This is a genomic window from Oerskovia enterophila (assembly GCF_001692445.1).
GTDB classification, from domain to species: Bacteria; Actinomycetota; Actinomycetes; order Actinomycetales; family Cellulomonadaceae; genus Oerskovia; species Oerskovia enterophila.
Window position 1 is genome coordinate 12,128 of record NZ_MAQA01000002.1, and the last position, 12,923, is coordinate 25,050.

Consider the following 12,923-nt stretch of genomic DNA (forward strand, 5'->3'; position numbering starts at 1 on the left):
TCCGCGACGTCGTGTCGCGGACCCGGGCGGGCCGGTCGGTCACCCGGTCAGGAGGTCAGCAGGTCCTCCCGTCGAACGTCGCGGGCACGACCGTCGTGACGGCCTCCCCGTCGACCGTGCCCGTCGCGGTCACCGAGGTGCTGCCCGCCGCGACCGCAGCCGCCCGGGCGTTGAAGCTCTGCGCCGCGAGCTTGCCACCCGCCACCTGGGAGAACGTCTTGGTGCCGTACGGCGTGGCGAGCGCGACGTCGACCGGCGCGCCCTCCTTGTTGGTCGCCGTGACCGCGAGCTGGACCTTGCCGGCCACGCAGCGCGTGACGGCCGTGGCCTGCACGTCGAGCGCCGGGGCGGGCGTCACGTCGACACCACCGTAGAAGGCGACGTAGCTCGGGATGGTGTCCGGTCCGTCGGCGCGCGGGCCGACCCCGTTGATGACGGCCTCGAAGATGCCCTCTCCGCCGAGCGAGACGACGAGCATGTTGTGCATCTTGACGCCGGCCACCTGGGGGACCTCGAAGCCGCCGTCGACGACGATCTCGGTCTCCTCGGTGTCGGAGGTGAAGTTGGAGTAGGAGCCCAGGCCCCAGGCCTCGTGGTTCTTCACGCCGTCCGCGACCTTGTAGGCCGCCCACCCTCGGGTGTCGCCGTTCTGCCAGGCCGCCTGGTCCGGGACGTCGTACGGCAGCTCGTTCTGGTAGAACACGGTCTTGCCCCGCTCGCCGTTCCACAGGGTGTTGTACTTCTGGTAGTGCTCGACGAACAGGCCGTACGCCGAGACGTCGTCCCCGTTGACCACGAACCCGTAGTCGGACGTGTTGAGGTCCCAGCCGATGCCCTCGCCGTGGTCACCGCGCCACGACCACACGTGGTCGACGATGGTGTCGTCGGCGTTGATGATCATGGCCGCGTCGACCTTGCCCGCGACGGCCCCGCCCACGCGCATGAACACGTCGTGCAGGACGATCGGGTCGTCCGAGTGGTCGGTGTGGACGCCCTCGTCGCCGACGACGAACAGCGCCGGGGACTCGGTGACCGCGGCGTCGAACAGGATGCCGGCGACCGTGATGCCGTCCTCGTCGGCCACGTGCATGCCGACGCCGCCGTGCTCGGGGATGATCGTCGCGTAGCCGAGGCCCAGGACGACCGTGCCGGGCCGGTCGACCTGGATCGTCTGGTCCACGCGGTAGACGCCCGGGGTCATGAGCAGGTTCTTGCCGGCGGCCAGGGCTGCGTTGATCTCGGCCGCGGTGTCGCCCTCCTTGGCCACGAAGAAGTCGTCGAGCGGGACCGACGTGCCGGCCGTGTGGCCGTTCTTCCAGGTGGTGCCCGTCGTGCCCTCGCGCAGCTCGGGGACGAACACGGCCCACTTGTCGCCGTCGAGGTAGAGGTAGGGCTTCTCACGGACGGTGCCCGTGGTGTCGAGCCGGGTCACCGGGGGCTTGGGCCACGTCGCGGCCGTGGGCAGCGTGCCCTCGACGCCCGAGTAGACCATGTTCCAGACGCCACCCTTCCACTCGCCGACCGAGCTGTCGCGGGCGTACCACTGCTGCTGGGTCCAGGACTCGACCACGCCGGTCACGTTCGTGTCGGCGATGTAGCCGCCCGAGGACCAGCCGTAGGCCGACGAGTCGAGCTGCAGGCCGCCGTTGACCTGGATGCGGCGGAACGGTGCCGCCTGCGACGTGGCCCAGCGGGCCATGCCGTCGTCGGGCGTGATCGACAGGTTCTCGGCCGAGCGCCAGAAGTTCTGGGTCGCGTTGCCGCCGAACCACTGCGCGTCGACCCAGTCGCCGCCCTTCACGGTCACGTCGGTCGGGTCCTGGCCGACACCCGAGAGCGAGGTGTAGAAGCCGATGCGCGCGTCGACCTCGTACTCACCGGGCGTGAAGAGGAACTGGTACCGGCCGGGGCCGAACTGGTCTTGCTCCTGCTGGGCGAACACGGTGTCGATCTGGTGCTGGATCGCGGAGTCCGGCATCGAGGGGTCGAACACGAAGACGTTCGGGCCGAACAGGTCGGTCGTCGGGTCGATCGAGGCGCCGGGGGTCAGGACGCGGAACTCGTACATCGAGTACCCGAACGTCGTCCCGCGGGCGACGCCCTGCCAGCGCACGTAGCGCGCCGAGGTCGTGTCGAACGTGACGACGTCGGTCCCGCCGTCCTGGTTGCGCGCCTGCGCGGCGGAGGTCCACGTGGAGCCGTCGGTCGAGAGCTCGATGTCGTAGTCCTTGCCGTACGCGCCCTCCCAGAGGATGCTCACGCCACAGACCTCGTTGGCCTCGCCCAGGTCCACCTGGAGCCACTCGTCGTCCTGGCCCGTCCACGTGGTCGTGTCGAGCACCGAGCCCCAGCGGGTGCTGGTGTTCTGGTCGACGGCCTTGGCCGGGGTCGAGTCGCCCTGCTGCGACGAGGCCGTCGCGGTGGCTCCCGCGGTCACGTCGGTCAGGCAGGCCGTGGGGTTGGTGGGATCGACCGGGTCCACGGGGTCCACCGGGTCGACCGGTCCGCCCGCGGGCTCGCCGAACACGCGGAACTCCCACAGCGAGTAGCCGTACCCCGTACCGCGGACGTCGCCGAGCAGGCGGACGTAGCGGCCGGCGCCGTCGACGTCGAGCACGTCCGCCCCGCCGTCGCCGTTCGTCACGGTGCTCAGGGTGGTCCAGCTCGTGCCGTCGTCGGAGGTCTGGATCCGGTACCCCTTGCCGTAGGCGCCCTCCCAGTCGAGCTCGACCCGGTCGATCGTGGCCCGCTGGCCCAGGTCGACCTGGATCCACTGCGGGTCGGCCGCCAGGCTCGACCAGCGGCTGCCGCCGTCGCCGTCGAACGCCTCGCCGGCCTGGTAGCCGTTGGGCGACTGCGTCGAGGACGCCGTCGCGGGCTTGCCCTGGGACAGGAGCGTGGGGCCGTCGGCCGCTGCCGCGGGGACGAGCGGGACCGCGAGGCCTGCCGCCGCGACCGCCAGGGCGAGGGCCGCTCCGGCTCCTCGGCGGGACGGGCGTCTCCGGCGCTGCGGGACGGGTGCCGCAGGCGGCACGGTGGGAAGGGGCGAGAAGGGCATCGGTTCTCTCCTAGGTCGTCGTCGACCGCGTCCAGGCTCTACGCCGAGCAGGACGCACGTCGTGAGAGAGCGCTCTCTCACGATGTCGGCCAGTATTCAGGGGAGCGGGTCCGGCGTCAAGAGAGCGCTCTCCCGCGATCTTCGCGACAGCCGGGCGCGACCCGACGCGCGGGGCCGCGCTGCGCCGTCGGGCCCGGGGCTGTCCCAGGAGCGCGCTCCGCGCTGCTAGCCTCGCCCCATGCGTGAGGACGGCCGAGTCTCGACGCCCCCGACGCTCGAGGACGTCGCCCGGGTGGCGGGAGTCTCGCGCGCCACGGTGTCCCGGGTGATCAACCAGAAGCGCCAGGTCGCGCCCGACCTCAAGGCGGTCGTCGAGAAGGCGATCGTCGAGACGGGGTACGTGCCCAACCGCGCGGCCCGCTCGCTCGTCACGGGCAGGACGGGCACGGTCGCGGTCGTGATCTCGGGCGTCGACCCGGAGATCGAGGGCAACCAGATGACCGGCCAGGTCTTCGCGGACCCGTTCTTCGGCCGCATCGTCGCCGCGTTCGTGCGCGCCCTGCGCCCCCACGACCTGCACCCCGTGCTCATGCTCGCCGAGACCGACGACGCGCGCGCCCAGGTCATGACCTACCTCCGCCAGGGCAACGCCGACGGTGCGCTCCTCGTCGCCGCGCAGGCCGACGACCCCCTGCCCGGCATGCTCGTCGAGGCCGGCCAGCGCGCGGTCCTGTTCGCGCGACCCGAGCCCGCGCTGCCCATCAGCTTCGTCGACGTCGCCAACCGCGACGGCGCGCGGCTCGCGGCCAAGCACCTCATCGAGCGCGGCTGCGACGAGCTCGCCGTCATCTCGGGGCCCTCGGGCCTCTACGCGGCCGAGGAGCGCCTCGCGGGCTTCCGTGACGAGGTCTCGCGGCACGGGCGCGCGTACGTCCCCGAGGTCTCGGGCGAGTTCACGCTCGAGGGCGGCGAGGCCGCGATGGAACGCCTGCTCGACACCGTCCCCGGGCTCGACGGCGTGTTCGCCGCGAACGACTACATGGCCCAGGGTGCCGTGCACGCGATCCAGGCCCGTGGCCTGCGCGTCCCCGAGGACGTCGCCGTGGTCGGGTTCGACGACAGCTCGATCGCGCCCCTGTGCCGCCCGGCCCTGACGAGCGTGCGCCAGCCCGTCGAGGAGATGGCGGCCGAGATGGCGCGGCTCCTCATCGGGCAGATCGCCGAGGGTGACCGCCAGGTGCGCTCGGTCGTGTTCGACCCGACCCTCGTGGTGCGCGACTCGGCCTGAGAAAGCCGGAGACCCCGGCCGGGCCCGGGGTGCAGAATGGCAGCATGCCTCTTGCACCCCGCTACCTCGCTGCCGACGACCGCTACGAGTCCATGACGTACCGGCGCTCCGGTCGCAGCGGACTCGCCCTCCCCGCACTGTCGCTGGGCCTCTGGCACAACTTCGGTGACGTCAACCCGTTCGACAACCAGCGCGCGATCCTGCGCCGCGCATTCGACCTGGGGATCACGCACTTCGACCTCGCGAACAACTACGGCCCGCCCTACGGCTCGGCCGAGGAGAACTTCGGGCGCCACCTCGCGCGCGACCTGCGCCCCTACCGCGACGAGCTCGTGATCTCGAGCAAGGCCGGCTACGACATGTGGCCCGGCCCCTACGGCGACGGCGGCTCGCGCAAGTACCTGCTGTCCTCGCTCGACCAGTCGCTCGCCCGCATGGGCCTCGACTACGTCGACATCTTCTACTCGCACCGGTTCGACCCCACGGTCCCGCTCGAGGAGACCATGGGCGCGCTCCACACGGCCGTGGTGAGCGGACGCGCGCTGTACGTCGGCGTGTCCAACTACTCGCCGTCGCAGACGCGCGAGGCCGCGCAGATCCTCGCCGACCTGGGTACCCCGCTGCTCATCCACCAGCCCAGCTACTCGATGTTCAACCGGCACGTCGAGCTGCCCGAGGCCGGGCACGACGACGGCGAGAACCTGCTCGACGTCGTCGAGGACCTCGGCGTCGGCACCATCGTCTTCTCGCCGCTCCAGCAGGGCCTGCTGACGGACCGCTACCTCTCGGGCGAGGTGCCCGCGGACTCGCGCGCCGCCGTCGGGCACTTCCTCAAGCCCACCGCGATCTCCGAGACGTACCTCGAGCGTGCCCGCGCGCTGAACGAGATCGCAGCCGGACGCGGCCAGTCGCTCGCGCAGCTCGCCCTGAGCTGGGTCCTGCGCGACGAGCGCATCACCTCGGCGCTCGTGGGCGCGAGCAGCGTCGCCCAGCTCGAGAACAACGTCGCCGCGCTCGACGCCCCCGCGCTCACGGCCGAGGAGATCGCGGCGATCGAGCCGTTCGCGGTCGACGGCACGACGCGCTGAGCACGGTGTCCTGACGGTCGGTCGGGCGGCGTCGAGCCGTCCGACCGGCCGCGGGTCCCGCGCTCCGGGGGGCCCGGAACCGGGCCGCTCCGCTCAGCTCCAGCGCTGGACCGCGAGCGGGGCGGCCTCTGCGAGCTCACGGACCACGGGGTGCTCGCTCTCCGCGAGGACCTGCTGGAGCGGGCCGGACTCGACGAACTCCCCGTCGACCAGCAGGTGCGCGGACGTCGTCATGCGGTGCACGAGCTCGAGGTCGTGGGACACGAGCAGCACGCCCGTCCCGAGCTGTGCCGCGGCGTCCTTGACGCGCCCGGCGATCTCGCCGCGCATGGTCGGGTCGAGCGCGGTGAGCGGCTCGTCGAGCAGCAGGATGTCCGGGCGCGTCGCGAGGGCCCGGGCCAGGGCCACGCGCTGGCGCTCGCCCCCGGACAGGGTGCGCAGCGGGCGGTCGGCGTAGCGGTGCTCGAGCGCGACCAGGTCGAGCAGGTCCTCGATCGACTGGCCCGAGGGGCGCCCGCCCTTGCGCGCGTCGGTGAGCCCGGACTTGAGCACGTGCGTCACGGTGCTCGCGGGGTCGATCCCGGGCAGGCCGTCCTGCGACACGCGCCGCACGGCGGCCTTGAACGTCTTCTTGTCGCGACGGCCCAGGCGGGTCACGGTGCGCCCGCCCCACGTCACGGTCCCGCTCGAGGGCTTGATCTCGCCGAGCAGCGCGCTGATGAACGTCGACTTCCCGACGCCCGACGGGCCCACGATCCCCACGGGCTCCTGGCCCGCCGAGAGCTCGATCGAGACGCCGCGCAGGACGTCGGCGCCGCCGTGCCCGGCCCAGAGGTCGCGCGCCTGGAGGGTGTGGGTCGTCGTCATGCGCGGTCCTTCCGAGGGTGGGTCAACCGGTGCGGGGGCGTGGGTGTCCCCGATGGTCCAACGAACGACGGTACCCGCGTTCTCCCGGTCTCCGGTGCGGTGCAGGTCACACCCGCGCTGCACCGCGCGCGCGACGGGCGTGCGTCAGTCGCTGGTCGTCCACGCCGACGGCGCCGCGACGACGTCCCGCAGCACCGTCCGCGCGCCGCCGATCATGGCCGCGTGCCCGGCCACGAGCGCGGGCCGCAGGTCGAGCTCGGTCCACGGCGACGCGAGGACGCGCGTCGTGAGCTCGACCGTCAGGGGCTCGCGCAGGTGCGGCAGCAGGTCGGTGTAGATCCCGCCGAGCAGCACGGTCTCGATGTCGATGAGGTTGACGAAGTTCGCGAGCGCGCGCCCCAGCGCGGTCCCGGCCGAGGCAGCGGCGTCGAGGGCCGACGGCGCGCCCTCCTCGAGCGCGTCGAGGAACCTCTCGACGGGTGCGTCGAGGGGGATGCCGGCCGCGCGCAGCATCGCGTCCTTGCCCGCGTACTGCTCGAGGCAGCCCGTGGCCCCGCACAGGCACCGGGGCCCGTGCGGGTCGACCACGACGTGCCCGATCTCCCCGCTCCAGCCCCGGTTGCCCAGGAAGAGCTCGCGGTCGATCACGATCGCGGAGCCGATGCCCACCTCGCCCGAGACGTACAGGAACGACGACGGCACGGGGGGAGCGACGTCGTCGGGCCCCGGGTGCGGCGTGCGTGCGATGGTCGAGCCCGCGCGCGGGTCCCCCTCGCCCGGCAGGGCCGGGGCCACGAGCTGCGCGAGCCCCGCGAGGTTGGCCTCGTTGGCGATCTGGACCGGCAGGCGCTCGGGCAGGCCGAGCAACGGGACGGGCAGGAACGAGGACCAGCCGAGGTTAGGGGCGACCTGGAGGCGACCTGCGCGCGCGTCGACCAGGCCGGGCAGGGCGAGCCGTGCGCCCGCGACCTGCATGTCCTGGGCCTCGACCTCCTCGACGAGGCGGCGGGCCAGGGCGCCCAGGCGCCCGAGGACCTCGGCGGGGTCGCTGCCGTGCAGGTCGCCCGGGACGACCTCCTGCGCGACGACCTGACCGGTGAGGTCGAGGACCGTGCCGCCCAGGTAGTCGACGTTGACCTCGAGCCCCAGCCCGACGACGGTCCGCTCGGCGGGTGTGAGCGGGACGGCGGGGCGGCCTGCCCGCAGTGGCGTCGCGGGTGGGAGCTCCCGTACGAGCCGTGCCTCGATGAGCTGGTCGACCAGGACGGACACCGTGGCGCGGGTCAGGCCCGTGCTCCCCGCGATGTCTGCGCGCGACCTGGGGGTCGTGGCGTCGAAGATCGCCTGCGAGACCAGGGCGAGGTTGTACTCGCGCAGGGTGTGCTGGCGGGCGGCCGTGGAGCGCCCCCTGGTGGGCGTCCTGACGCTGGTCGAGGACTCGTCGCGGTTCACGTCTTGACCTTACCGACAGGACCACATAAGTTCATCCATACAACAAATGGCGGCCTGCTCGAGGAGCCGGCCCATCTCGACGAGGAGACTGTCGTGGCTGACGCGACCGAGCAGAACATCAACTTTTCCTTCGGCCTGTGGACCGTGGGGTGGACCGGCCAGGACCAGTTCGGCGGAGCCAGCCGCCCCCACCTCGACCCGGCCGAGTCCGTCCGCAAGCTCGCGGACCTCGGTGCGTGGGGCTTCACGTTCCACGACGACGACGTCGTGCCCTTCGGCTCGGACGACGCGACGCGCGAGCAGCTCCTCGGCGAGGTCAAGAAGGCCGCCGACGAGACCGGCCTGACCATCGAGATGGTCACGACCAACCTCTTCAGCCACCCCGTCTTCAAGGACGGCGGCCTGACCTCGAACGACCGCGGCGTGCGCCGCTACGCGCTGCGCAAGGTGCTGCGCAACGTCGACCTCACCGCGTCGCTCGGCGCCAAGACGTTCGTCATGTGGGGTGGCCGCGAGGGCACCGAGTACGACGGCGCCAAGGACCTCCACTCCGCGCACGAGCGCTACGCCGAGGGCCTCGACCTCACGGCCGCGTACATCAAGGACCAGGGCTACGACATCAAGATCGCGCTCGAGCCCAAGCCCAACGAGCCCCGCGGCGACATCTTCCTCCCGACGATCGGGCACGCGCTCGCGCTCATCGCGCAGCTCGAGCACGGCGACATCGTGGGCCTCAACCCGGAGACGGGCCACGAGCAGATGGCGGGCCTGAACTACACGCACGGCCTCGCGCAGGCGCTGTGGGCCGGCAAGCTCTTCCACATCGACCTCAACGGCCAGCGGTCCATCAAGTTCGACCAGGACCTCGTGTTCGGCCACGGCGACCTGCTCTCCGCGTTCTTCACGGTCGACCTCATCGAGAACGGCTTCCCCAACGGCGGACCCCGCTACGAGGGCCCCCGCCACTTCGACTACAAGCCCTCGCGCACCGAGAACGAGGTCGGCGTCTGGGACTCCGCCAAGGCCAACATGGAGACCTACTCGATGCTCGCGCGCAAGTCCGCCGAGTACCGGGCCGACCCCGAGGTCCAGGCCGCGTTCAAGCACTCGGGCGTGTTCGAGCTCGGCGAGAGCACGCTGGGTGCGGGCGAGTCCGTCGCCGACCTGCTCGCGGACCGCTCGGCCTACGAGGAGTTCGACGTCGAGGCCGCCGCCGAGCGTGACTTCGGCTTCGTGCGCCTCAACCAGCTCGCGCTCAAGCACCTGATCGGCTGATGAGGGGCGCAATCGTGCCGGCCGCGGACACGCGCGGGGGTGCAGCATGAGCGGCGGTCTCGTCGCGGGGGTCGACTCGTCGACGCAGTCCTGCAAGGTCGTCGTCCGTGACGCCGTGACCGGGGCGCTCGTGCGCTCCGGCTCGGCGTCGCACCCGGACGGCACCGAGGTCTCGCCCGACGCCTGGTGGACGGCGTTCGGGACCGCGGTCCGCGTCGCGGGCGGGCTCGACGACGTCGCGGCCCTGGCCGTGGGCGGGCAGCAGCACGGCATGGTCGTGCTCGACGCCGACGGCGAGGTGATCCGTCCCGCGCTCCTGTGGAACGACACCCGCTCGGCCGGTGCCGCGGTCGACCTGATCCGTGAGCTCGGTGCCGGGGACCCCGGCGCCGGCGCCAAGGCATGGGCCGAGGCCGTCGGCTCGGTGCCCGTCGCGTCGCTCACGGTCACCAAGCTGCGCTGGCTGCGCGACGCCGAGCCGGAGAACGCCGCGCGCGTCGCGGCCGTCGCGCTCCCGCACGACTGGCTGACGTGGCGGATCGCCGGTTACGGCCCGCGGAGCGAGGGCCTCGAGCCCGACCTCGGCGCGCTCGTGACCGACCGTTCCGACGCGTCGGGGACGGGCTACTTCGACGCCTCGGCCGAGGACGGGCGCGGTGCGTACCGCACCGACCTGCTTGAGCTCGCGCTCGGACGCTCCGACGTGGTGCTGCCCCGGGTCCTCGGCCCGGGGGAGGACGGCGGGGTGGCCTCGGCCACCGTCGCCGGTGCCGCGGTGAGCGGCGGGGCCCTGATCGGGCCCGGTGCGGGCGACAACGCGGCCGCGGCCCTGGGGCTCGGCATGGGCGCCGGCGACGTCGCGGTCTCGATCGGGACCTCGGGCGTCGTCTCGGCGATCGCCACGTCGGCCACGGCCGACGCGAGCGGGCTCGTCAACGGCTTCGCCGACGCCACGGGCAACTACCTGCTGCTCGGGGTGACCCTCAACGCGAGCCGCGTCCTCGACGCGACCGCGCGGGTGCTGGGCGTGGACCACGCGGGCCTGTCCCGGCTCGCGCTCCAGGCGCCCACGGGGGCCGACGGGCTCGTGCTCGTCCCGTTCCTCGAGGGCGAGCGCACGCCCAACCGTCCCGACGCGAGCGGCACGCTGCACGGAATACGGCTGTCCACCATGACGCCCGAGCACCTCGCGCGGGCGTCGGTCGAGGGCATGCTGTGCGGTCTGGCCGACGGCCTCGACGCCCTGCGTGAGCAGGGGGTCCGGGTCGAGCGGCTGCTGCTGATCGGCGGCGGCGCGCAGTCCGAGGCGGTCCGGCGCATCGCGCCGCAGGTCTTCGGCCTGCCCGTCTCGGTCCCCGAGCCGGGCGAGTACGTGGCCGACGGCGCCGCTCGCCAGGCAGCCTGGGTGCTGTCGGGTGCGGCGGAGGCCCCGAGGTGGGAGACGTCGTCGAGCAGCGACTACGACGCGGCTCCCGAGCCCGGGACCCGTGCGCAGTACGCGGCGGTGCGCGACCTGACCTGAGGTCGGGTGCCGTGGCCGGAAGGGCCGTCGTTCCTCCAGGGACGACGGCCCTTCGTCCGTCTCGTGGCTCACCGCCTCCGTCGGCGCACCCACCAGGTGCCCGTCGCTGCCGCCACGAGCGTCGACGCACCCACCACGGCGAGCGTCTGCGACAGGCTGGCGCCGCCACCTGCCGAGGCGACCGGCTGGGCCGGCCGCGGGACGAGCGTCGCGCTGGTCGCGACGAAGCTCGGTGCGGGATGCGCTGCGGAGGGATCGACGTCGACCCAGTCGGTCGAGCCCTCGGTGCAGGTCTGCGTCGTCGGGAACACGAAGGCCTGGCCGACGTCGCCCGTGATCGTGGCGACGAGCTCGAACCGCGCGGGCGTGCCGTCCTCGACCGGGGTCCCGGACCAGCGCACCGAGGCCCCGTCCTGGGTCGAGGACCAGCCGTCCGGCTGCGTCGTCGAGATCGCCTCGACCCCGTCGGGCAGCGAGACGTCGAGAGCCGTGGTGGGCTGCCCGTCGCACCCGTGCTCGAACGAGAAGGTGAGCGTGGTCGTGCCGTCCCCGTTCGGCGCCGCGGTCTCGAGCAGGACGTGCGCCGAGGCTCCGTGGGCCCCGGACACGCAGAGCAGAGCGCTCAGACCGAGGACCGCGGCCGAGCGCGCCACGAGGCGGGCGTACGAGGACCGCGGCCGACCGGTGAACGTCACGAGACCACCTCCACGGGGAGCGAGACGACCGGGTTGTCGTACGTCGACGTGCGGACGCTGACGGCCACGTCCCACGTCCCGGCCAGCGGGAGGTCGATCGAGGCGAGGTACGTCCCCGGACCCGTGCGGGTCAGGGTCGGGGTGAACGGTCCGATCCCCAGCTCTGCCTGGGTCGTCCGGACCTCCGGCAGCGCGACGGGCTCGAGCGGGGCGCCGTCGGCGTCGAGCAGCGTCAGCTCGAGCGAGTTGATGCCCAGCGCGCCCGGGGTGACCCTGGCCTGGAGCGACCCGGTCCCCAGAGGTTCGTCGAACACCTGCGACCGCGGTGCGGCGGACTCCGGCGGCGTCGCGCTCGCCGGGACCGGGCTCTGCGAGACGAGCACCCCGGTCACCCCCAGGAGGACGACGAGCAGCACGGCCTCGGTCGCGACGGTCCGGCGCAGGCGCCCCAGGCCGACGGGGTCGGAGGTGATGTGCGGGACGAGCAGGTACCGGTTCCACGCGGCGATCACCACGAGGACGAGTGCGAGGCCGACCTTGACCAGGAGCGTTCGTCCGTACCCCGTGGTCAGCAGGGCGTCGAGCGAGCCGAGGATGCGCCAGGCGAGGAGGATCCCGGTCAGTGCGAGCGCGAGGACGAGCCAAGCGCCCACGCCCGAGAAGCGCACGACCGTGCGGGCGGCGCGCTGGGCCGACGCGCCCGAGGACCTGGACAGCAGGAGGCAGAGGCCCACGATGCCGCCGAACCAGACGGCTCCGACGACCACGTGCAGGACGTCCGCGCCGAGCACGAGCCAGACGGGACCGAACGTGCGGGTGTGTCCCACGACCGAGAGCGAGGTCACCGCCAGCGCGGCGCCGCCGAGCGCCGCGGGGAGCGGCCATCGCGCGCGCGTCGCGCTCCCCGCCCGGGGACACGCCAGGACGGCCACTGCTAGGCCCGTCAGGCCGAGGAAGGCGGCCAGCGCCGACTCGGACGTCAGCGACGCACGCCAGAACGACGAGTCGACCAGGGCGCTCGCGCCCCGTCCGCCCTGCCAGAGCGCCGTGACCGGGACGGACACGAGCAGAGCCGCTCCGGCGCAGGTCGCGAGCAGGCGACGGGTCCGCTGGAGCCGACGGCGGAGCGTGGGCATGGCCCCGGGAGTCGCGTCGAGCAGGAGGAGCTCGAACGCCACGAGTCCGCCCACCCCGAGCGTCCCTGCATAGACGACGGCCTGCGCGACCTGACGCAGGACGGTCACCGCGGGCGAGGCCGGGTCGGCAGGGGCGGCTGCGACGCTGGTGCTGGGGGCGCCGACCGAGAACGTGAGAGCGCCCGCGACCGGGTGGGTGTCACCGGACGTGACGCGCCAGCTCACGACGTACGTCCCGTCGTCGAGATCGCCGGGCACCGCGATCTCGACACGGGAGTCGACGGCGCCGGCCGTGATGGGGATCGTGCTGCCTGCGGCGTCGAGCAGGGCGATGCCGTCGGGGACGACCTGGACGGGCTCGTTGAAGGTCAGGGTCAGCCGGGCCGGGGGCTCCTCGAGGACGGTGCCGTCCCGAGGATCGGTGTCGACGATCACGGCGTGGGCCGTGGCCGGGGTGGCCGATGCGAGCATCAGCACCACCCCGGCCACGGCCGCCACGACGAACGCCACCGCCCCGCGCACAGCGCGGGAGAGGTCCATGG

9 protein-coding genes are annotated in these 12,923 nt (G+C 73.0%); 4 read left to right on the forward strand and 5 right to left on the reverse strand.

Annotated elements, in window-relative coordinates:
* Positions 1 to 55: 55 nt before the first annotated feature.
* Entirely contained in the window at positions 56 to 3,058 is a 3,003-nt protein-coding gene (locus tag OERS_RS00965; RefSeq protein ID WP_068623675.1) for a discoidin domain-containing protein, read from the reverse strand.
* Between the two features lie 238 nt (positions 3,059 to 3,296).
* Here OERS_RS00965 and OERS_RS00970 point away from each other — a divergent pair, with 238 nt between their 5' ends.
* Together OERS_RS00970 and mgrA are read left to right on the forward strand one after the other, a co-directional pair.
* Positions 3,297 to 4,346, forward strand: coding sequence for a LacI family DNA-binding transcriptional regulator (locus OERS_RS00970; RefSeq protein ID WP_068623677.1), 1,050 nt, complete (start codon positions 3,297 to 3,299; stop codon positions 4,344 to 4,346).
* 44 nt (positions 4,347 to 4,390) lie between these two features.
* Complete coding sequence (gene mgrA / locus OERS_RS00975) at positions 4,391 to 5,434, forward strand: L-glyceraldehyde 3-phosphate reductase (protein ID WP_056649576.1); 1,044 nt, start codon at positions 4,391 to 4,393, stop codon at positions 5,432 to 5,434.
* Between the two features lie 93 nt (positions 5,435 to 5,527).
* Here the strand turns inward: mgrA and OERS_RS00980 are convergent, their stop codons facing one another.
* Positions 5,528 to 6,301 (reverse strand): ABC transporter ATP-binding protein, encoded by a 774-nt coding sequence (locus OERS_RS00980; RefSeq protein ID WP_068623679.1) that lies wholly within the window; start codon positions 6,299 to 6,301, stop codon positions 5,528 to 5,530.
* 144 nt (positions 6,302 to 6,445) lie between these two features.
* On the reverse strand, positions 6,446 to 7,753 hold the full coding sequence (locus OERS_RS00985) for an ROK family protein (protein WP_068623680.1): 1,308 nt from the start codon (positions 7,751 to 7,753) through the stop codon (positions 6,446 to 6,448).
* Positions 7,754 to 7,846: 93 nt separating this feature from the next.
* On the opposite strand from OERS_RS00985, the gene xylA reads away from it, so the two are divergent.
* Both xylA and OERS_RS00995 read left to right on the forward strand, forming a co-directional pair.
* The gene (xylA, locus tag OERS_RS00990) at positions 7,847 to 9,028 is read left to right on the forward strand and encodes a xylose isomerase (RefSeq protein ID WP_056649586.1); all 1,182 of its coding nucleotides are present in this window, start codon (positions 7,847 to 7,849) and stop codon (positions 9,026 to 9,028) included.
* 46 nt (positions 9,029 to 9,074) lie between these two features.
* Positions 9,075 to 10,550, forward strand: a complete 1,476-nt coding sequence (locus OERS_RS00995) for a xylulokinase (RefSeq protein ID WP_068623682.1) — start codon at positions 9,075 to 9,077, stop codon at positions 10,548 to 10,550.
* A 68-nt stretch (positions 10,551 to 10,618) separates the two neighbouring features.
* Here OERS_RS00995 and OERS_RS01000 read toward each other — a convergent pair whose 3' ends face one another.
* Both OERS_RS01000 and OERS_RS01005 read right to left on the reverse strand, forming a co-directional pair.
* A complete protein-coding gene (locus tag OERS_RS01000; RefSeq protein ID WP_068623683.1) occupies positions 10,619 to 11,245 on the reverse strand; it encodes a DUF1775 domain-containing protein in 627 nt (208 codons plus the stop codon).
* Positions 11,242 to 12,921, reverse strand: a complete 1,680-nt coding sequence (locus OERS_RS01005) for a copper resistance CopC/CopD family protein (protein ID WP_068623686.1) — start codon at positions 12,919 to 12,921, stop codon at positions 11,242 to 11,244. The genes OERS_RS01000 and OERS_RS01005 overlap by 4 nt, the downstream gene beginning before the upstream one ends.
* Between the last annotated feature and the right edge of the window lie 2 nt (positions 12,922 to 12,923).